The sequence below is a fragment of the Shewanella sp. SM20 genome, from assembly GCF_025654545.1.
GTDB lineage: Bacteria > Pseudomonadota > Gammaproteobacteria > Enterobacterales > Shewanellaceae > Shewanella > Shewanella oncorhynchi.
Map to the genome: position 1 here is coordinate 1 of NZ_JAKKRK010000127.1, position 1002 is coordinate 1002.

Below are 1002 nucleotides of genomic sequence, written 5' to 3' on the forward strand. Positions count from 1 at the left end.
GCACAGTAAGCTCAATTTTGTATCACCGAGTGAGCGACATGCGATGCAAGATAAAGCGATTTTATCTAAGCGTAAGGAGGTACTAGAAGAAGCAAGATCAAGAAACCCTAAACGCTGGCCAAACGGTATAAGGAACTGTGACGTTATCGGTGAGGTAGTGTTGAACCCAGAAAAAGAGTCTGAAACTGAAACAAGAAATGCAGCTTAAAATTTAAGTAAAGAGTGCCAACTACCTTGAAAAACACCGATGATGCCGATTTTAGTGAAAGAGATGAGTGTAAAGAGATGAGTGAGAGAAATAGGTGGATGAGATAAAAGGATTTATGACCTATTCGAACTAGGTCATAAACCCTGAGTAAAGCTTGTACTTTCACTCAACGAATACAAACTTGCAATCAAAAAGCTCTGCTATACATCACTGTATAAGCAGGGCTTTTTATTGCGTGGAAACAAGTAATCGTACTGAACATAGCTGACCTTTAGACTCTAGTGGCATAAGCAATCTGTACTGGGTGACCTGTTATTTCAATCGTTGGGATCCTAGTGGTTGGCTGGTATACACTCATATAGGCTTACCATGGCATTCGCTCTCCGACTCGCAGCCAGTCCGTCCGTGGATGCTCGACCGCCCCATCCATGGGGCGTACGGTCGTCTCGCAAATCACCATGGATCACCTTTTTGGCACTAATGTAACCTGTCTGTATAAAGGATATACCCAGCACGCTTTTGGACAAAAGCGTGATAGACCCTTTGCTCTGAAGGATCCCCTCATAAATCAGCCATAGCATAGCCATATTTGAGCAACTGATTGGCGAATAATACCCAGGCCGCCAGCAATTCTTTCTCCGTGATTTGATAATCAGGCCGCCTGAGTACCTCCAATCCCAAGCGAATCGTTGAGAGTACCGTTCGATGCCCAATGGTATTGGCCTGAAAATGCTTATCCCAGCCCTGTTGCTGTGCGTGTAAACCAACTAGCCACAACAGGCATTGAACCATCA

2 pseudogenes are annotated in these 1002 nt (G+C 44.5%); one reads left to right on the forward strand and one right to left on the reverse strand.

Going from position 1 to position 1002, the window contains the following annotated elements:
• Positions 1-208: pseudogene (locus tag L5M18_RS23175) on the forward strand (IS3 family transposase); the annotation flags it as partial.
• A gap of 561 nt (positions 209-769) precedes the next feature.
• Here L5M18_RS23175 and L5M18_RS23180 read toward each other — a convergent pair.
• Positions 770-1002: pseudogene (locus L5M18_RS23180) on the reverse strand (IS4 family transposase); the annotation flags it as partial.